Annotated in this window: 14 protein-coding genes; 4 read left to right on the forward strand and 10 right to left on the reverse strand. The window is 72.8% G+C overall.

From position 1 onward, the window contains the following. The first annotated feature begins 69 nt into the window (after positions 1 to 69). Positions 70 to 708, forward strand: coding sequence for a PEP-CTERM sorting domain-containing protein (locus tag OZ948_06560; protein MEB2344380.1), 639 nt, complete (start codon positions 70 to 72; stop codon positions 706 to 708). Further along, on the forward strand, positions 705 to 3023 hold the full coding sequence (locus tag OZ948_06565) for a hypothetical protein (protein MEB2344381.1): 2319 nt from the start codon (positions 705 to 707) through the stop codon (positions 3021 to 3023). The genes OZ948_06560 and OZ948_06565 overlap by 4 nt, the downstream gene beginning before the upstream one ends. A gap of 78 nt (positions 3024 to 3101) precedes the next feature. On the opposite strand, the gene narI is transcribed toward OZ948_06565, so the two are convergent. The 8 genes from narI to OZ948_06605 all read right to left on the reverse strand — a co-directional run bounded on the left by narI (position 3102) and on the right by OZ948_06605 (position 13731). Next, positions 3102 to 3776, reverse strand: a complete 675-nt coding sequence (gene narI, locus OZ948_06570; GenBank protein ID MEB2344382.1) for a respiratory nitrate reductase subunit gamma — start codon at positions 3774 to 3776, stop codon at positions 3102 to 3104. A gap of 15 nt (positions 3777 to 3791) precedes the next feature. Beyond that, positions 3792 to 4415 (reverse strand): molecular chaperone TorD family protein, encoded by a 624-nt coding sequence (locus tag OZ948_06575; GenBank protein ID MEB2344383.1) that lies wholly within the window; start codon positions 4413 to 4415, stop codon positions 3792 to 3794. Between the two features lie 2 nt (positions 4416 to 4417). Next, positions 4418 to 5926, reverse strand: a complete 1509-nt coding sequence (gene narH / locus OZ948_06580; GenBank protein ID MEB2344384.1) for a nitrate reductase subunit beta — start codon at positions 5924 to 5926, stop codon at positions 4418 to 4420. 38 nt (positions 5927 to 5964) lie between these two features. Beyond that, positions 5965 to 9615, reverse strand: coding sequence for a nitrate reductase subunit alpha (locus tag OZ948_06585; protein MEB2344385.1), 3651 nt, complete (start codon positions 9613 to 9615; stop codon positions 5965 to 5967). Between the two features lie 23 nt (positions 9616 to 9638). Then, positions 9639 to 10508 carry a cytochrome c gene (locus tag OZ948_06590; protein MEB2344386.1) on the reverse strand — a complete coding sequence of 290 codons (870 nt, stop codon included), beginning with the start codon at positions 10506 to 10508 and terminating at the stop codon, positions 9639 to 9641. A 9-nt stretch (positions 10509 to 10517) separates the two neighbouring features. After that, a complete protein-coding gene (locus tag OZ948_06595) occupies positions 10518 to 10925 on the reverse strand; it encodes a hypothetical protein (GenBank protein ID MEB2344387.1) in 408 nt (135 codons plus the stop codon). Between the two features lie 176 nt (positions 10926 to 11101). After that, positions 11102 to 11767, reverse strand: coding sequence for a response regulator transcription factor (locus OZ948_06600; protein ID MEB2344388.1), 666 nt, complete (start codon positions 11765 to 11767; stop codon positions 11102 to 11104). A gap of 2 nt (positions 11768 to 11769) precedes the next feature. After that, positions 11770 to 13731 (reverse strand): type IV pili methyl-accepting chemotaxis transducer N-terminal domain-containing protein, encoded by a 1962-nt coding sequence (locus tag OZ948_06605; GenBank protein ID MEB2344389.1) that lies wholly within the window; start codon positions 13729 to 13731, stop codon positions 11770 to 11772. A gap of 368 nt (positions 13732 to 14099) precedes the next feature. On the opposite strand from OZ948_06605, the gene OZ948_06610 reads away from it, so the two are divergent. After that, positions 14100 to 16406 (forward strand): YfhO family protein, encoded by a 2307-nt coding sequence (locus tag OZ948_06610; GenBank protein MEB2344390.1) that lies wholly within the window; start codon positions 14100 to 14102, stop codon positions 16404 to 16406. Between the two features lie 414 nt (positions 16407 to 16820). On the opposite strand, the gene OZ948_06615 is transcribed toward OZ948_06610, so the two are convergent. Further along, the gene (locus tag OZ948_06615) at positions 16821 to 18362 is read right to left on the reverse strand and encodes a GGDEF domain-containing protein (protein ID MEB2344391.1); all 1542 of its coding nucleotides are present in this window, start codon (positions 18360 to 18362) and stop codon (positions 16821 to 16823) included. 141 nt (positions 18363 to 18503) lie between these two features. Between OZ948_06615 and OZ948_06620 the strand changes: the two genes are divergently transcribed. Beyond that, positions 18504 to 18740, forward strand: coding sequence for a hypothetical protein (locus tag OZ948_06620; GenBank protein MEB2344392.1), 237 nt, complete (start codon positions 18504 to 18506; stop codon positions 18738 to 18740). A 172-nt stretch (positions 18741 to 18912) separates the two neighbouring features. On the opposite strand, the gene OZ948_06625 is transcribed toward OZ948_06620, so the two are convergent. Continuing rightward, positions 18913 to 19251 (reverse strand): hypothetical protein, encoded by a 339-nt coding sequence (locus OZ948_06625; protein ID MEB2344393.1) that lies wholly within the window; start codon positions 19249 to 19251, stop codon positions 18913 to 18915. Between the last annotated feature and the right edge of the window lie 41 nt (positions 19252 to 19292).

The raw sequence follows: 19292 nt of genomic DNA on the forward strand, positions 1-19292 counted from the left end.
CTTTGCGGCCACCTACTCCTCGTCAAGGAGGAATCCCGCGTGACCCGGATCGCCCGACGCTCTCGGGCGGTGAGGCCCGACCTCGCCGCCCGGCTCCCGCTGCCGCTGTGGGCCGCCGCCCTCTGCCTGCTCGCCGCCGGACCGGCGCGCGCCCTCACCCTCGACTTCGACGCGTTGCCGGACCTCTCCGACGCCGCCGCCGCGAGCCTCCCGGGCGTGGCGCTGTCGCCGGCGCAGGTGCTGAGCGAGGGAAGCGTCGCGCTGCTGCTCGGCTACGAGCCGGCCGGCACCTGGGCCAGCTCGCCCGACCAGGGCATCCTCAACTCGCTCGGCCCGGTGATCACCTTCTCGTTCACGGCGCCGGTGGCGTCCTTCGCGATCGACGTGCTGGGGCTCCCGAGCGACGGGGTGACGCTGCCGATCGCCCTGCTCGCCTACGCGGGCGACGCGCTCGTCGCCAGCGCGGTCTCGGATCCGCTCGTGATCGGCGACAGCGGACTCCACGAGCAGCGCCTCGCACTGGCGGGCGGCGCCTTCACGTCGATCCGCCTCGGCGCGCTCGTCGGGTGCGGCGCCGGAGCGTGCCTGGCCGACCTCTCGAGCACCGTGTTCGCCGACTCCGCCACCTTCGCGCCCGTCCCGGAGCCCGGCACGCTGGCGCTCGTCGGGCTCGGCCTCGCCGCGCTCGCCGGGGGGACCCGTCGATGACGCTCCGGCTCGCCTTCGCCGCCGCTCCCCTGGCCCTGCTCGCCTGCGGGCCGCGCCTTGCGATCCTCTCGCCGGCGGACCTCTCGCAGGCCGACGCCAGCGGCGCCGTCCCGATCGTGATCGACCTCGCGCAGCCGCTCGGCGCGGGTGCAAGCGCCACCGCCAGCCTGCTGCGCGGCATCGATGGTCCCGCTGCGAGCATCCTGCCGGTGCCGCTCGCCGTCGACGGCGCCGAGGCCACGGCCGCGCTCGCCGCCGCGGACCTCGTGCCGGGCCGGCACACGCTCTTCGTCCGCGTCGACCGCGACGGGGACGGGCGGCCCGACGCGACCGCGAGCGCCACCTTCTCGTGGGAGCCCGCCCTCGCGGCCGCGAACCCGGAGCTCTGCGATCCGCTCGACCCGGCGCGCTGCCTGTACCCGTTCCCGAGCGATCGCTTCACGGTGGCGGACCCGGCGATGGACTCGGGCCGGCGGGTGGCCTTCCCGCTCGCGGCCATGCCGGTCTCGCGCCTCGGGAAGGCGATCGACCCGAGCGAGTGGAACCGCAACGACGGCTTCAGCCCGGGCCCCAAGATGCTCACCGTGGTGCCGGGCCTCGACCTCGTCGCGACCGGCGCGCCGCTCATCACGCGCATCGCCGACTCGCTCGCGCCGGACTCCCCGGTGGTCCTGATCGACGCCGACAGCGGGGACCGCCAGCTCGTGTGGGCCGAGCTCGACCCCGCAGCCCCGGGCCTGCTGATCCTGCGGGTCGGCAAGAACCTTCGCTCGGGCGGCCGCTTCATCGTGGCGCTGCGCAACCCGAAGGACGCCGCCGGCCAGCCGATCGCGCCGGCGCGGGCCTTCGAGCTCTACCGCGACGGCATCCCCACCTTCCTGCCGGCGTTCGAGGAGCGGCGCCCGCACATGGAGAGCCTGTTCGCGGCGCTCGCCGGCGCCGGCGTGGCCCGCGAGGAGCTCTTCCTCGCCTGGGACTTCACCGTGATCAGCAAGCGCAACCTCTCGGAGCGCATGCTGGCGATGCGCGAGGACACCTTCGATTCGCTCGCCGAGACCGCGCCGCCCTTCGCAGTGACGCTCGTGGAGGAGAACCCGAACAGCGACGGGCGCGTGGCCCGCCGCATCAGCGGCACCTTCACGCTGCCGCTCTACCTCACCGGCACCGGCGCACCCGGTTCGCGGCTGCTCCAGGGGCCCGACGGCCTGCCGGTGCGCAGCACGGCCGGGGACTTCTCGTCGCCCTTCCGCTGCATCCTGCCCAAGGCCGCGAGCGCCGAGAACCCCTCCCGCCTCGTGCTCTACGGCCACGGCCTGCTCGGCTCCGAGAGCGAGGTGAACGCCGCCAACCTGCGCCGCTTCGCCGAGGAGCACAACATCACGTTCTGCGCGACGCGCTGGCACGGCATGTCGGACGACGACTACGACTACATCGTCGGCACGATCCTGGGCGACCTGTCGCACTTCCCCGCTCTCGCGGATCGGCTCCACCAGGGCATGCTGTCGTTCCTGGTGCTCGGGCGGCTGATGAAGCACCCCGACGGCCTCGCCTCGGACCCGGCCTTCCAGGACGCCGGGGGGCGGCCCCTGATCGACACCAGCAACCTGTTCTACGACGGCAACAGCCAGGGCGCGATCGCCGGCGGCGGTCTCGCCGCCTTCGCGCAGGACTACACGCGCGCGGTGCTCGGCGTGCCGAGCATGAACTACAGCACCCTGCTCCGGCGGAGCGTGGACTTCGACCCCTTCGCGATGCTCCTCAACGTCGTCTACGGCGACCCCTACGAGACCCCGCTCGACATCGCGCTGATCCAGATGCTGTGGGACCGCGTCGAGACCAACGGACACGCCAACCACCTGACGAGCGACACCTACCAGGACACGCCGGCCAAGAAGATCCTGCTGCACGTGGCCTTCGGCGATCACCAGGTGGCGAACGTCTCGGCGGAGGTGGAGGCGCGCACGATCGGCGCGCGCATCCACCAGCCTGCCCTCGCGCCGGGCCGCCACCACGACGAGCAGCTCCCGGAGGACCCGGACAACCAGGCGTACTTCGGCATCGAGCCGCTTCCGGCCGGGCCCTGGGACGGATCCGCGCTCGTCGTCTGGGACAGCGGCACGCCGACGCCACCGACCGGCATCGTGCCGCCGCGCTCGCCGGAGTTCGGGAAGGACCCGCACGAGACGCCACGCTGCATGCCGGAGGCCCGCGTGCAGAAGTCGGAGTTCCTGCGCTCCGGCGGGGCCGTGATCGACGTGTGCGGCGGTGGGCCGTGCCTGGCGGTGGACCCGCCGCCCTGCCTGCCGTCGCCGTAGGACCCATCTCGTGACCCCCGGACCGAGCCAGGCCTCCGAGGCCGATCTCGAACGGGCCGCGCGGGCGCAGCCCCAGGGTCAGCCCTGTGCCCTCCGATTCCAGACCACCACCTGGATCGGCCGCCACAGGTACGTGACGGGGAAGGTGACCAGGTGCACCAGGCGCGTGAAGGGGAACAGGAGGATCACGAGGAACCCGCCCAGCATGTGGAGCTTCACCGCCCAGGGCAGGGCCGTCACGTACTGGGTCTCAGGCTCGAAGCGCAGGAGCGAGACCAGCCACGGCACGGCGGTGTGGAGGTACCAGTCCGATCCCCAGCGGTAGACGAGGGCGACCCACGCGCCGAGCGCCACCTGGGCGAGGAGCACCACCAGGAGCAGCCAGTCCATCGTCGAGGTGACGGCCAGGGCGCGCGGGTTGCGGATGCGGCGCCCGAGCAGCAGCACGAGCCCGACCACGGTCATGAGCGCGAGCGCGAGACCCGTCACCTCGAAGACGTAGAGCCGGAGCTCGTCGGCGATGAGATCGCCCCAGAGGCCCGGGAAGACGAGCGCCAGCAGGTGCGCGCCGAGGATCGGGATCACTCCGTAGTGCCACGGCACCGAGCCCCAGAAGAGCGTGCGGTTCTCGAGGAACTGCGACGAGAGGCTCGAGTAGGAGAAGCGGTCGTTCCGGTAGCGGACGATCGCCATCAGGATCGCGATCGTGACCGCCACGTACGGGAAGGCGACGAAGAGCACGCTGTTCCACATGGGGACCGCCTCCTCCTACTCGCAGGCCAGCGAGGGCTGCGGATCGACGAATGTGCCTGCCGCGGGGTCGCGCACGTCCGGCAGCCGCGTCTCCAGCAGCAGCACGAGGGCGTGCAGCAGGCCCCGGTACGGGGAGCCGGGCCGCGCCGGCTGCGGGACGTCGGGGTCGGGCGGCTCCTCGGTCCTGCCCTTCGCCATCCTTCCGAGGGCGGGATACAGGGCCTCGCGGATCAGCTCCTGCGCCTCCTCCGGATCCTCGTTCGCCGCGAGGAAGCGCAGGACCGCCGCCACGTGGTCCGGCAGCTCGGTGCCGCACTCGATCCCGTAGCGCCGGTAGCGGGCCTTGAGCCCGAGCAGGAAGGCGCTGCGTTTGTAGGACTCACCGAAGAGGTGATAGCCGACGTAGGGGTGATGCGAGGCATCGAGCTCGAACAGGCCCGTGTAGGTCTCCTCGAGCCGTGCCTGCGGGCTGCCCGTCGCGAACGACGAGAACTCGCGGAGCAGGGTCGCGGCCGCCGGGACCTCCTCTCCCACCAGGGCCGCACAGTGCTCGGCGATCGGCCCGAGGCCGGGACGGGGATAGTCGAGCAGATCGGCGAAGAGCTGGAAGACACGGCGATCGAGAGAGGCGACCGTCATCGCTAGGCTCCCCGGACCGGAGCCTTGCGGAAGCCGAAGCCACCCTCGCGCTTCTGCTCGAGCGGATCCCGCATCGCCTCGATCGCGCTCTCGCGGCCGAGCGGCGGCACGACGAAGCGCTCCTCGAAGGTCGGCCTCGCGGTGAGCTGGAAGATCGCCTCGACCTCGGCCGGGGTGGTGTCTCCGACCCGCAGCGCCTCCTGCACCTCCGCGTCGGAGATCCCGCCCGCCGTCTTGGCCCGCATGTAGATGCGCACGGCGATCAGCTTGCGGTAGGAGGCCGCGACCACCTCCTCGTTGCCCGCCGAGAAGAGCTTCGCCATGTAGCGCAGCGGCATGCGCGCCCGCTCGAGCGAGCTCAGGAGCGGCGCCAGGCTCGTGCTCGCCGCGTCGGCGTTGTCGTAGCGGCCGTCCTTCACCTTCGCGAGCACCGGCAGCATCGGCGGCACGTAGAAGAGCATCGGCAGGGTCCGGAACTCGGCGTGCAGGGGCAGAGCGAGGCGCCACTGCTTCACGAACCGGTAGACCGGCGACTGCTGCGCGGCGTCGATCATCGCGTCCGAGACCCCGTTGGCGCGCGCGGCCGCGATCACCCGCGGGTCGCGCGGGTCCTGGATGATCTCGCGCTGCGCCTCGACCAGGTCCCGGTCGGGGACCGAGGCCGTGGCCTCGATCCGGCTGGCGTCGTAGAGCAGGACGCCGAGGTAGCGGATCCGGCCGACACAGGAGTGGAAGCAAGCCGGGGGCTGACCGCTCTCGAGCCGCGGATAGCACAGGATGCACTTCTCGGACTTGCCCGTGGACCAGTTGTAGTAGGTCTTCTTGTAGGGGCAGCCCGAGATGCACATGCGCCAGGCGCGGCACTTCTCCTGGCTCAGCAGCACGATGCCGTCCTCGCCGCGCTTGTAGACCGCGCCCGCCGGGCAGGCAGCCACGCAGCCGGGATTCAGGCAGTGGTTGCAGATGCGCGGCAGGTAGAAGAAGACCACGCGCTCCATCTCGGTGAGCTGCTCGCGCTCCTCCTCGGTCAGCGCGTCGAGGTTGGGATCGTTCTCGGCGTAGAGGGGCGAGCCCCCGTAGTCGTCGTCCCAGTTGGGGCCTGCCTCGATCTCCATCGGCTTGCCGGTGATCATCGAGACCGCGCGCGCGGTGGGCTGGTCGTCGCCCGCCGGCGCGTCGAAGAGGTGCCCGTAGTCGTAGGTCCAGGGCTCGTAGTAGTCGTCGACGGTCGGCAGGTAGGGATTGAAGAAGAGGTTGGACAGGCCGCCCACCCGGCCGTGGAGCTTCAGGGCGAGGCGCTCGCCGTTCTTCGTCCAGCCGCCCTTGTACTTCTCCTGGTCCTCCCAGAGCGTGGGGTAGCCGGTGCCCGGCTTGGTCTCCACGTTGTTCCACCACATGTACTCGGTGCCCTTGCGATCGGTCCAGATGTTCTTGCAGGCGACGCTGCAGGTGTGGCAGCCGATGCACTTGTCGAGATGGAACACCATGGAGACCTGTGCACGAACGTCCATTGGCCGACTCCTTGGCTCCCGCTCGCGGGGAGGCCGGGCTACCACTCGAGCTTCTCGAGCTTCCGCACCACGCAGTAGGTGTCCCGGGTCAGGATCCCGATCGGGCCCCAGTAGTTGAAGGCGTAGCTGAACTGGGCGTAGCCCCCGGCGAGCTGGACGGGGTTGATGCGGGTGCGCGTCAGGCTGTTGTGGCCTCCGGCGCGCCGCCCGCCCCGGATCTGGGACTTCGGGATGTAGATGGTCCGCTCCACCGCGTGGTAGTAGAGGCACATCCCGGACTGCACGCGGGCGCTCACGTTGGCGCGGGTCACCACCACACCGTTGTCGTTGTAGACCTCGACCCAGGCGTTGTCCTCGAGGCCGATCCGCTCCGCGTCCTTGTCGTTGATCCAGATCGGATCCATGCCCCGCGAGAGCGTGAGCATCCGGTGGTTGTCCTTGTAGGTGGAGTGGATGTTCCACTTCCCGTGCGGCGTGATGTAGTTGAGCACCAGGCACTGCTCGTCCACCGGGCTGTTGACGATGTCACCGGTCCGGCGCGGGTCGAGGCGGGGCTTGAAGGTCGGGAGGTGCTCGCCGAAGTCCAGGTAGTAGAGATGGTCGATGTAGAACTGCTGGCGCCCGGTGAGGGTGCGCCAGGGGATCAACCTCTCCACGTTCAGACACCACGCCGCGTAGGCACGGCCGTCGTTCACGTTGCCCGACCAGCAGGGGCTGACGAGGGTCCGGCGCACCTGGCGGGTGAGGTCGAGGAAGGTCATGCGCACGTCGCGCACGCCCTCGGCCAGGTCCGCCAGGGGCACGCCGGTCACCTCCTCCTCGTGCCGGAAGGCGGCCAGGGAGACCGCGCCGTTGGACTCCGGCGCCAGGTGCAGGAGCGCGTTGGCAGCGTCGAGCGCGTCCTCGAGGCTCGGGTACTTCTGCCCGTCCCACTCGACGCAGCGCTTGTGCCGGGGATCGGGCGAGCCCCCGACCGGGCTGGCCAGGAGCTCGTCGTAGAACTCCCGGGCGGGCACGTGCACCCCGTTTCCGCTGAAGCCGTTCTCGCGCGCATGCCGGCCGAGCGAGATGAACTGGTGATAGAGCTTGCTGTAGTCGCGCTCCACCACCTGGAAGTGGGGCATCGTCTTGCCGGGGATCGGCTCGCACTCGCCCCGGGCCCAGTCGAGCGGCTCGGGCTGCGCCAGCTCGTCGGGCGTGTCGTGCATGAGCGGCGTCGCGACGAGGTCCTTGACCGGGTGGGGGAAGGCCAGCGGCGCCATCTCGCTCACCGACCTCGCGAAGCCCTTGAAGATCTCCCAGTCGGTCTTCGCCTCCCAGACCGGCGGCACGGCCTGGCCGAGCGGGTGCACGAAGGAGTGCAGGTCCGTGCTGTTCAGGTCGTTCTTCTCGTACCAGAAGGCCGCCGGGAGGACGACGTCGGAGTAGAGCGCCGAGGTGTCCATGCGGAAGTTCAGGTCCACCACGAGGTCGAACTTCCCGCGCGGCGCCGGCTCGCGGAAGGTCACGGACCGGACCTTGTCCCGGGCGTGCTCGCTCGCGACGATGTTGTCGTGGGTGCCGAGGTAGTGGCGCAGGAAGAACTCGTGGCCCTTGGCACTGGCCTGGAGCGCGTTGCCCCGCCAGATGAACCAGACCCGCGGCCAGTTCTCCGGCGCGTCGGGGTCCTCGACCGCGAAGCGGAGCGTCTTGTCGCGCAGCGCCCGGGCCAGGTGGTCCGAGACGGCTTCGCGGGTGGTGGCGCCCGCGGTCTCCGCCTCCTCGGCCACCGCCAGCGGGCTGCGGTCGAACTGCGGGTAGTAGGGCATCCAGCCCATCCGCACCGCCATGGTCTCGAGGTCCATGGCGTGGCCCTTGGCCCACTTCGCGCCGGGCGGCACCGGCGCGTAGTCGGTGAAGTCCCCTTCGTAGCGCCACTGGTCGCTGTTCACGTAGTGCCAGGTGGGCGACTGCTGGCGGCGGGGCACCATGCCCCAGTCGGTGGCGAAGGCCAGGCTGGTCCACGGGGCCACGAGGGTCAGCTTCTCCTGGCCCACGTAGTGGTTCATGCCCCCGCCGTTGCGCCCGCAGCAGCCGCAGAGGAGCAGCGCCGTGATCGGCGCCCGGTAGGCCAGGTTGTTGTTGTACCAGTGGTTGATGCTGGCACCGACGATCACCATCGAGCGGCCACCCGTGGCCTCGGCGTTGCTCGCGAACTCGCGCGCCAGGCGGATCACCGTGTCGCGGCCGATGCCGGTCTGCTCCTCCTGCCAGGCCGGGGTGTAGGGTGCGATCTCGTCGTAGCTCGTCGCGTACTCGCCGGGAAGCCCGCGTCCCACGCCGAACTGCGCCACGAGCAGGTCGAAGGCGGTGGCGACGGGTACGCGGCCGTCCTTCGTCTGCACGTAGCGCACCGGGATCCCGCGGAGCTGGGTCTTCCCCGTGCCGAACTCGTGATAGGAGACCTGGAGGACCTCGTCGTGCTCCTCGAGGAACGAGAGCACCGGCTCGATCGGGCTGTCGTCCTGGCCGTCTTCCAGCTTGATGTTCCACTTGCCGGGCTGGGTCTTCCAGCGGAAGCCCACCGTGCCCTTCGGCATCCTCGGCTGGCCGCTCGCGCGGTCCATCATCAGGAGCTTCCACTCGCCGTTGTCCTCCTGCGCGTAGCGCTCGAGGCGACCGGCGCGCAGCATCTGTCCGGCGCGATGGCCCTGGCCCTCGCCGCCCGGGTGCAGCTCGACCAGGAAGGGGCCGTCCGTGTAGCGCGTCACGTAGTCGGTGAAGTAGGGCACCTGCCGGTCCACGTAGAATTCCTTGAGGATCACGTGGTTCACGGCCATCCACAGGGCTGTGTCGGTTCCCGGCTTGACGGGGATCCACCAGTCGGAGTACTTCGCCACCTGGCTCAGGTCGGGAGCGATCACCACGAACTTGGCGCCCTCGTGCCGGGCCTCGGAGATGAAGTGGACGTCGGGGGTCCTCGTCATGTTGGGGTTCGAACCCATCGCCACGATGTACTTCGAGTTGTACCAGTCGGCGGCCTCGCAGACGTCGGTCTGGTCGCCCCAGACCTCGGGGAAGGCGTTGGGGAGGTCGGCGTACCAGTCGTAGAAGCTCATGTTGACGCCGCCGAAGAGCTGGAGGAAGCGCGAGCCGGCGGCGTAGGAGAGGTAGGACATCGCCGGGATCGGCGAGAAGCCGAACACCCGGTCCGGTCCCCATCGCTTTGCGGTGTAGAGGCAGGCCGCGGAGATCAGCTCCTGGACCTCCTCCCAGCGGGTGCGGCGGAAGCCGCCCTTGCCGCGCGCCTGCTGGATCCGCGTGCGCTTGGCCTCGTCCTCGACGATCGCGCCCCAGGCCTCGACCGGGTTCGCGTGCTCCTTGCGCGCCGCGCGCCACAGGTCGAGGAGGACGCCGCGCGCGTAGGGGTACTTCACGCGGATCGGGCTGTAGACGTACCAGGAGGCCGAGATGCCGCGCTGGCAGCCGCGCGGCTCGTAGGGCGGGAGGTGCGGCTCGAGCAGCGGATAGTCGGTCTGCTGCATCTCCCAGGTGATGACGCCGTCCTTGACGTAGATCGCCCACGAGCAGCCGCCGGTGCAGTTCACCCCGTGCGTGGAGCGGATCACGTTGTCGTGCTGCCAGCGGTTGCGGTAGAACTGCTCCCACTGGCGTGCCTGCGGCTTGACGAGATCCTGGATCCAACCCATGGGTGTGTCGCCTCCGGAAGGGCTCAGACGCTGCGATCCTGCCGCGCGCGGGCCAGCAGGGGCCGGCGCACCGCGACCAGCCGCTTGCGCCAGTGGATCTGGGCGACGGCGAGCAGCAGCACCGCCCCGCCGGTCGCCAGGGCGGCGAGCTTGCCGACGGCCTCGATCGGCCGCCCCGAGACCGAGGCCTGCTCGAGGAAGACGCGCAGGTCCGCGCGCTCGGCGGGGGTGAGCGGCCGGGGCGCCCAGACGGCCTTCATCGTCGGGGTGGGAACGCCCTCGAGGAAGCTCGCGAGGCCGGCCGCGCCACCGTACTTGTTGTAGGACGGGGTCAGGTCCGGCCCGAGCGCGCCGCCGCCGAGTGCGCCGAGCCCGGCGACGCTGTGGCAGCCCATGCAGGGCGGCCCCCCGTTCGCGAAGCGCCGCTCGCCGACGAAGAGCGCCTTGCCGACGGTCGGGTCGCCCGCGGGCAGCTCCGCCGGCCGTGCCGGCGCCGCCGCCGAGCCGGATTCGAGGAAGGCCAGCAGCGCGGCCGCCTGCGAGGCGTCGATCCCGAGGTTCGGCATCGGGACCCGGTGGAACTCCTCGAAGAGCTGCTGCGCCGTCGGGTCCCCGGCCGCGAGCATGCGATCCGGCTCCCGGATCCAGCGGAGGAGCCACTCCCGCGGCCTCCGCTCCGTCACGCCCGCCAGGTCCGGCCCGACCAGCGCGCCTCCACCGACCGTGTGGCAGGCCACGCAAAGGGTTCCGAAGAGGGTCTTGCCCTCGGCCGCCGGTGCCGCCGCAGCCTGGGCTCGCGCCGGGGCTGCCGGAGCGAGCCCGGCCAGCACGAGGGCCAGCGCCGGCGGACCGAGCCGGCCGGGGAGCACGCGAGAGCCACGTCGGAATCGCATCGGCGCCTCCTATCGCTTCGTCTCGGGAGCGCGCGCAGCAGGGCGTGCGCCCGGGTCGCTGCGCAGCGGCAGGCGGCGGATCGCCTCGATCAGCTCGGTCCGGCTGGCGGGTACGGTCCGGGAGGTCAAGAGGTGGATCGTGTCCTCCCGCAGGCCCACGCGGATCACCGGCACGTCCGGGCAGTGCGCCAGGAGGCGGGCCACGAAGTGCGTGCCGGCCGAGGCCCCACCGCCATCCTCGGCGAGCAGCACGAGGTCCGGCTGGAGACGCCCGGCGCGCCGCACCGCCCGTTCGTCGAGCGCCAGCGGACCCACGAGCTCGATGTCCTCCAGTCCGCCCAGGATCGCCCCCAGCCCATCGCCCAGCAGAGGCTCCGTACACAACAACAGGACACGCCGTCTCGTGTCGCCGGGCATCGTGTCTCTTCTCGGTGCGGCGCTCCGCCCTGTCGTCGTGCGATACGGGACGAGCCTAGGCGCGCGCCCGAGCGCGCTCCATCGTTCGCGGGAGTGGTTTGGAGGACGAAAGAAGGACGAGCCCGCGACCGGTGCGGCAGGGCCCGAGAACTAGTCCGCGAGACGGAGGAGGAGGGTCAGCCCCGGCGCCCGGCCGCGCCCGGCGGGCGCGCGAAGCGCGCGGCATCGTGACGGCTGCTCACGTGGAGCTTCGCCAGGATGTTGCGCATGTGGCTCTTCACCGTGCTCAGGCTCAGGTGCAGGGCGTCGGCGATCTCCTTGTCGGTCGCCCGCTCCGCCACCAGGCCCAGGACCTCCTGCTCCCGGCGCGAGAGCGTCGCCGCGGGCTCGCCGGACCAGCCCGGCCCCTCCTGGGCGAGGCGGCGGAACTCCTCCAGCATGCGAGCCGCCAGACCCGGGTTGATCGCGGCCTCGCCGCGTACGGCGCCCCGCAAGAGCCCGAGCATCTCGTCCGAGCGGATGCTCTTCAGCAGGTAGCCCTGGGCGCCGCTCTGGATGGCCTGGAACAGCGCCTCCTCGTCGTCGCGCACCGTCAGCATCACGATCGCGGTGGCGGGCCGCTCGAGCTTGATCCGCTGCGTCGCCTCGAGGCCGTCGGCGCCGCGCATCTGGACGTCCATCAGGATCAGGTCCGGCGCGAGCTCCCGCGCCTTCACGAGCGCCTCGAGCCCGTCGCTCGCCTCGCCCACCACCTCGAAGTCCGGCTCCGCGCCGAGGATCCCGGCCAGGCCCTCCCGGAAGAGCGCGTGGTCGTCGGCGAGGAGCACACGGATCCGGTCCATGCTCAGAGCCGCTCCGGCGGGGCGGCGGATGCACCGTCGTGGGCGGGTGCGGCCGGCCAGCGCAGGCCGACGCGCGTGCCGCTTCCCGGAGCGGAGACCACCTCGAGCCGGCCGCCCAGACGCGCCGCGCGCGCCCGCATGATGCTGAGCCCGAAGTGGCTCGCGCCGTCCGGGCAGGGGGCCTTCGGGTCGAAGCCCCGCCCGTCGTCCTCCACCGTCACGCTGGCCTCCCCCGCACGCTGCTCGAGCCGTACGGTGATCTGCTCCGCACGCGCGTGCCGCTGCGCGTTCACGAGCGCCTCGCCGACCACCCGCAGCACCTGCTCGCTCGCCTCCGGCGGCAGGACCAGCGGCGGCGGGAGCAGGATCGACGTGACGCGGGCGCCTGGCTCCCCGTGCGCCTCGCTCTCCTGGACCAGCCGGGTGAGCCGCTCGTGGAGCGTGAGTGGGGCACTCGGCGGCTCCTGCAGGGCCGCGATCGCCTGCCGCATCTCGCGGGAGGCCTGGGCCATCACGGCGCGCATCCGGCCCAGCCCGTCGGCCGCCTCGCCCGCGCGCCCGGCGGCGGCCAGCGCCGAGATCTCACCCGCCTTCAGCTCCAGGAAGCCGAGCGTCTGCGCTGCGCCGTCGTGCATCTCCGCGGCGATCCGCTGGCGCTCCTCGAGCATGGCCAGCCGCTCGGCCTGCTGGTAGAGACGAGCGTTCTCGAGCGCGATCGCGACGGAGTCGGCGAGCTTGGTGAGCAGGTTCGCCGCGTCCGCCGCGAACGCGTCGCTGCGCCCGCTGCACACGCACAGCGCCCCGATCACGCGATCGCCCACCTGCAGGCGCGCGGCCAGGTGGCTCGCCCGGAACGGCGCGGCGAGCATGCTGCACGCGCCGGCGCAGCCCGAGGCGCCGCACGCGAGCGCCCGCTCCGCCACCAGGACCTGGTCGGCGGGGGGATCCTGCACCGGGAGGCACGCGCTCACGATGGCTTCCTTCGGCCCGCTCGTCGATTGGAGGTTCAGGACCCGCCCGTCGTCGTCCACCAGGCACAGGGCGCCGACGTCCGCTCCGAGAAGCGCCCGCGCCTTGTCCGTGACCGAGCGCAGGATGTGGTCGATCTCGAGCCGGGAGGAGATCTCGCGGCTCACCTCGAAGAGGGCGACCAGCTCCTGGGTGCGCCGGGCCACCCGATCCTCCAGCTCGTCCGCCCACGCCCGCAGGGTCCGCTGCGAGGCCTCGAGCTGGCCGCGCATCGTCTCCAGGCTGTTCGCGACGGTGGCGACCTCGCGCAGTCCCTGCGGCGGGACCGGCGAGCGGAGGTCCCCCCCGCCGATCCGGCTGGCTGCCCGCGAGAGGTCCCGCAAGGGCCGGAGCACGGAACGCCGCGTGGTCCGGATGCCCGCGGTCAGGAGCAGGAGGCCGCTCCCCAGGAAGACGCCCTGGATCCCCTTCAGGCGGGCGATCTTGCGCGCGGAGGCGGCCTCGTAGAGGCTCACCACCGCGTCCGTCTTCTGGATCAGCTCGGGGGCGCTGCGCTCGAGGGCCTCGAGCGCGGTCCGGGCCTCGGGGCTTGCGCGCGGTGCTTCGATCACGCGCGCCACCTCGGCGTGGAAGGCGCTCCAGGCGCGCTCCACCTGGCCCAGACCGTGGCGGATCCCCGGGTCACGGCTCGCCGGCACCACCACGGCGCGGTCGGAGAGCACCCGCACCGGCCCGCCGTGGATCAGGGCCGCGAGGTCCGCCGCGAAGGCCCGATCCGCCTCCTCGAGGGCGGCGGCGCCGGCCCCGCCCTGGCCCGCCAGCAGGGCGTCCTTCACGATCTGCTGCACCAGCATGCGCTGGCGACCCGCCACGTTGACGAGCAGTGCGTCGCTCGCCTGGGCGCGTACAGCCAGGATCGTCGCGACCGCGGAGCCCCCGACCAGCAGCAGGAAGCCGAGCAGGATCACACCGAGCTGGGCGTGCAGGGAGCGCATCGCCAACCTCGTCGCGGAGGAGAGGGTTCGTCGAGCTCCCGGGATGATGACCCATCGGCTCGCCGATGGAAGAAGGGGCTCTCGCGCCCGCCTCCCCCCCTGCGTCCGCACCCGATCGCGCCCCGCGTCGGCCCCGGCCGCAGCTCGGGGCGGCGAGCGGCGCGGCGAGCGGCGCGATCGGCGGCAGCGTGGTTCCATAGCGGCGTCGAGTGGCGCCGGCACGCGAGCGCGAGGCGACGGCGACCCGTGGCATCCGCCCGGGTCCCGCGGGTCGCCCGGACGCACGCGAAGGAGGACCCCGCCTGGGGCCTCGCGATCGGACAGGACGGGGTGCATGGGCGGCTCCCCTGGGCGGGCTCGCGGCCGTCGTGGCGGGCGCCGGCGCGCTCTGGCTCCGCTTCCACGCGCCCCCCGGCGCCATCGGGTCGGTCTTTCCCTACGACCTGGTCCACTACTACCTCCCGATGACCGGGCTCGTCGCCGAGCGGATGGGTCGCGGCGAGCTGCCGCTGTGGAACCCCTTCTCCTGCAGCGGGATCCCGCTCCTCGCGACGCTCCAGGTGGGGGTGTTCCATCCGGCGAGCTGGCTCGCGCTGTCGCTCCCCGCGGAGCAGGCGATCGCGATCCGGGCGCTGCTGGAGACCCTGCTCGCGGGGATCCTGGCCGCAGCACTCTTCCGCCGCTGGGGTGGGAGCTGGTGGGCGGGGGCGCTCGGGGGCCTGCTCTACGTCTTCGCCTGTGTGCTCGGGGAGGGCTTCTGGCCCCCGAGCCTCTCGAGCCTCGTCTGGCTCCCGGCGATCCTCCTCTGTGTCGACGTCCTGGGTCGCGGATGGCGGGTCCGATGGTGGATCCTGCTCGTCGTCTGTGCCGCCCTCCAGATCCTCGCGGGCTTCCCGCAGCTCACGGTCTACGGCTACCTGATCGTCGGACCGTGGGCGCTCGCCCTGCTGGTGGAGCAGCGTGTTCGGCACGGGGTTCGCTGGGGGGTCCTTGCGGCGCGCGCGGCGGCGCTGGCGCTCGCCATGGGGCTCGCGCCGGGCGTGGCGGCGGTCCAGATCCTGCCCACGCTCGAGCTCGTCCGCGAGAGCCAGCGCACCAGCGCGCTCTCGGCCGCGCAGGTGCACTATCGGCGCGGCGAGACGCCGCTCACGCCGCTCGGCGCCCTCGCCAATGCGGTCGACCCGGGGCCCAAGCTCGTGAGCCTCGGCTACGGCACCGGAGCGGGATACCTCGGAACCGCGACGCTCCTGCTCCTCGTGCTCGGGCTCGCCGCCGAGGCCAGGCGGGTACGGGCCTGGCTCCTGCTCGGGCTCGGAACCCTCGCGCTGGTGCTCTCGGGCGGCTTCCTAGGGCCCGCTCCGGGCCTCTACGCGCGGTTCGCGGCGCTGCCGGTCGTGGGCCTGTTCCGGGATCCCGAAAGGCTTCGCCTGATCCCCCTGTTCGCCGCCCTCTCGCTCGCGGTGATCGGCTTCGGGCACCTCGCCCGGGGGCTCGCGACGCTCCCGGGGCGCCGGCGATCGATCGCCCTCGGCGGTGTCGTCGCGGCGGCGGCGCTCGTCGCCGCGATCGGCGCCCCGGGCGCCGCCGCGCGCGCGGCTGGCGGCGCCACCCTGATCCTCCTGGCGGCCCGCTGGCGACACGCGCCGCGCCTGCGCGCGGCCGCGCTCGCGGCCCTGCTCGCCGGGATCGGAGCGGATCTCCTGCTGGCAACACAACCCGATGTCGGGTCGCTGCGCGACGTCCCCGCGGCCTGGTCGCGCAACCTGAGCGCGGGCGGGCGCGTCTTCGTCGATCCCGCGCGAGCCGCCACGCTCGCGCGCGAGGCGGGGACGAGCCGCGTCGCCCTGCCGAACCTGCGCCCCGAGCTGGCCGGGGGACCGGCAGGGCACCTCTACCGCGTGAGCTGCCTCGAGCCGCTCGCGCCCCGGCAGTGGCCCGCGCTGCACGAGCGGATCACGGGCCGCGCGCCGATCGCCGGGACCCTCGGCGGCCTGCCGCTCGAGCGGAGCGATCGCTTCCTCGACCTCGCGGGCGCCGGGCTCGTCGCGTTCGCCGAGGTCGGACCCGACGCCTCGCGGGCGCCGGCGCCCGGCGTCGGGATCGCTCCCGAGCGCGACCTCCCGCCGGGCATGGCCACGCGCGTGGTACCCAACGCCGGCGCGCTCCCGCGGGCCCGCCTGGTTTCCGAGGCCCGGGTCCTGGCGCCCGACGCGATGCTGGCGACGCTGGTCGACGGCGGCCTCGACTTCCGCCGCACGGTCTGGCTCGAACGGATGCCGGCGGCGGCCGGCCCGGGGTCTCCGGGCGCGGCCCCGGTGGGCTCGGCCGAGATCCGCGTCTACGAGCCGGAGCGCGTCACCGTCGCCGTCCGCAGCGATCGCGAGGCGTTCCTGGTGCTGAGCGACACCTACTTCCCCGGATGGGTCGCTCGCGTCGGGGGCGAGCCGGTCGAGATCCTGCGCGCCTACGGGCTCTATCGCGCCGTACCGGTTCCCGCCGGAGAGCACCTGGTCGAGTTCACGTACCGGCCTGCGAGCCTCGTGACGGGCGCCTGGCTCTCGTTGCTCTCGCTCGCGGCGCTCGCCACCGTGGCCCTCGCCGCCCGCCGAGGGCGCCCGCGCGCCCGGTCGCCGCAGGGCGGCCGCGCGCGTCAGGTCGCAGGAGCCGAGAGATAGGACTGGCGGAGCCGGCCGGTGCGCAGCTTACCCGTCGGCTCGCGCGGGAGCTCGAAGGAAGCGAGGCGCGGCCGGCGGTGCTCGATCAGACGGCGCTCGAGACCGCGGCTGCTCCGAGACCCGGTGCGCCGCCTCGACGGCCGCCGCCCGCACCTCGACCTGGGCGTCGCCGGACGCCATGCACAGGCTTCCGGTGCGCTCGAAGCCGCAGTCGACGCCGTGCTCGGCGACCAAGCGCTCGATCGACGCCGTGCCGGGCTCGATCGCGCCGTACGACCGGGCGCGCAGCAGGTCGGGGTCGCAGAGCTGGATCCTGCGCGGGCCCGCGGAGGCGACGGTCCGCACCCCGGCACGGATGGCATCTCCGGTCCGGCGCCCGCGTCCGCACGCTCGGAGCGCGGCGACGGGGCGCGGCTACAGGCCCTCGAGGTGGCGGCACACGCAGCAGTCCCGCCCGGCCCGCTTCGCCTCGTAGAGGCACTCGTCGGCCTGCGCCACCAGCGCGAGGCCAGCGTCCGAGCTGCGGACCGCATCCACACAAGCGCCGCCGATGCTCACCGTCACGTGGTGTCGCCGGTCCTCGAACATCACCTCGGTGTCGGCGAGGGACCGGCGCAGCCGCTCGGCTACGAGCTCGAGCTGTTTCAGCGTCACGTTGGGCACGACGATCACGAACTCCTCCCCGCCGTAGCGGGCCGCGAAGCTGGTGTCGCGCACGTTCTCGGCGATCGTGCGCGCCACGTGGCGCAACACCTCGTCGCCTGCCGGATGGCCGAACTCGTCGTTCAGGCGCTTGAAGCGGTCGACGTCGATCATCAGCACGCCGAGCGCGTACTCACCACGCCCCTCGAGGCGCGCCTCGATCACCGCCTGCAGGTAGTCGTCGAAGCGGGCGCGGTTGGGCAACCCGGTGAGCGCGTCGACGTGGGCCTTGGTGGCCAGCTCCCGGTTGCGGCGCTCCAGCTCCTCGGTGCGGCGGGTCGCCTCCTCGAGATCGGCAGCGGTGACGACGCTCAGTTCCATGAGCTGGCGGCGCGCCTGGTCGAGCAGCGCCTCGTGGCTCTCCGCGCTCGGCAGCTTCACGTTGAGCAGCAACGCCGTTTCGCGGATCCCGCCCTCGAGCCCGACCACGAAGGCCTCGGTTTCGGCAGCCGCCAGGCCATAGTGCTCGCGGGCCAGGTCCACGAGTGCACCCAGGACCTCGCCCTTGTTGTCGTCGCCGATCAGCGACGCCGTCGTGTCCGCCAGGTGCAACATCACCGCGAGCTCGCGCACCTCCGACGACACCTCGGGCGGGGCCGCGTCGGGCTGGCCGTACCAGAGCACCGATTGCCAGAGCAGCTCGGGAATCTGCCACGAGCGCAGCAGGATCGAGGCCGCCTCGTGGCGGTCGAAACCCAGCATCTCGCGCTCGAGGGCGGCGCAGGGCGTGCCCTCGCCCGTGCGGGTGCGCAGAGCCGCGTAGCCCTCCGGCGCGCACTCGGCGAGCACGAGCTCGCCGATGTGGGAGAGCAGCCCGCATACGAAGGCCTCGTTCTCGTGCGGGCTGTGCACCAGCCGCGCCAGCGTGCGTGCGGCCACGGTCGTGATCAGGCTCTGGCGCCAGAAGCGCCCGTAGTCGAAGCCCGCCCGGTCACCATTGCGCGGAAAGGCCTCGGCGAGCGAGAAGCTGAGCGCCATCAGTTTCACCGTCTTGAGCCCGAGGCGCATGGTCGCCTCCTGGAGCGTCGTGACGGCCGCGCCGCGCCGAAACAGCGATGAGTTCGCCATCCGGAGCAGCTTGGCCGACAGCGCCGGATCGCGCGCGATCGTGTAGGCCACGTCCTCGATCGACGCATCCTCGTCGCGCGCGAGCCGCAGCACCTCGATCGCGACCGCGGGTAGCGTCGGCAGACGATCCGCCGCCTGGATCAGGCGGTCCAGGTCTTCACGCGCAGCGGCCCCCGGCTTCGGCAAGCGCGTCCCCTCCTCGTGTCGGCCCTGCATCGGCCGTGGCGCGATGGCGCTCAATCAGGGCATTCCCTGAGTTCCGGGCGCCCCCGGGCGCGCTCCGGCTCCGTGGCGCCGCAGGCTAGGGGTTTCTCCCGATCGAGCGCCGTGCCCCGCCGGCCGATGTGCAACGTGATGGCATGGCGCGAGCAGATCCTGCGCCGTCTGGCCCGCGGCGACGGCGACGAAGCTGGCCGCCCGCTCGACGCGGGCGTGCTGCTCGGCGTCGTCGACCGTATCGAGGCGGACCCGGCGCTCGCCACCGAGCTCGCGGGGCGCGACGACGACGCGCTCTGGAGCGCCGTTCTCGCGCTCTACGAGGAGGCCCGCGGGAGCCGGCGCTGACACGACCCGGGGGCGCCCGGCCACCTACCCTGCGTGGAATCGGTGTGGGTCCCGCTCGGCTGGCTCTGCGTGGCCTGGACGGCGCGCGAACTCGCGCATCTGCTGCGTGCGGCGCGGCGGCCAGGCCTGCTCGTGCGCATCGTCGGGGAGCACCGCTCGACCGCGGCGTGGCTCAGCGGCCCCTCCGCCGCCGCGGCGGCACCGTCACCTCCAGCACGAGCCCTTCCAGCAGCCGCACGTTCCGTTCCGCCGCCGCCTCGCTGAGCCGACACGGCGGCCGTTCGGCGTGCGCGGCGAGCGTGCGGCCCACGCCGCGCGGCCCGGGCGGCGGCGGCTCCGGCGCGGGCGAAGCGCAGGGATCCGGGCGCACCCAGATCGCCGAGCGCGGCACCGGCCCGGCGGACGCCGCCAGCGGCGCCTCGTAGAGCCCGTCGTCCGCGCGCGCACCGACCGCTCCCGCGCCGAGCGCCAGCGCGAACGCGACCCCCGTCGCTCGTCGGCCTGCGCGCATCGGAGTCCCCCCGGCACGCCTGCGCGCGCCGCGGCCGCCCC

Source organism: Deltaproteobacteria bacterium, from assembly GCA_035063765.1.
GTDB lineage: Bacteria > Myxococcota_A > UBA9160 > UBA9160 > PR03 > CAADGG01.